A 275-nucleotide genomic window follows, 5' to 3' on the forward strand; every position below is an offset into this window, starting at 1 on the left:
ATGGCAGCACCCGCCCCCACGTCATCACCAAGCTTGCCACCTCATTTTTCCTCCGGTGTGCTTGCCATGAAATCGATTCCTTTTATTCCGAGTTCCCTTGCCAAGGCGCTCACGCCTTGGCACTTCATTTCCGCCACCGCGCTTGTCGCGCTCACCGTATTGGGCAGTCAGCCGGCGCAGGCTGTGATGTTGGATATAGGGAGCTTGCAGAACGGTGCCGCTGGGCTCGCGGTAAAAGGGATTAGCGGCAATGGGGAGGTAGTAGTTGGGTTAGC

Annotated in this window: 1 protein-coding gene; it reads left to right on the forward strand. The window is 57.8% G+C overall.

The genetic code is table 11. The features are described from left to right. Positions 1–66: 66 nt before the first annotated feature. Positions 67–275, forward strand: a 209-nt coding sequence (locus tag AC0IW7_RS24805) for a hypothetical protein (RefSeq protein ID WP_471821497.1), incomplete at its 3' end; no start/stop codon positions are given.

Source organism: Pseudomonas sp. AC229, assembly GCF_979254655.1.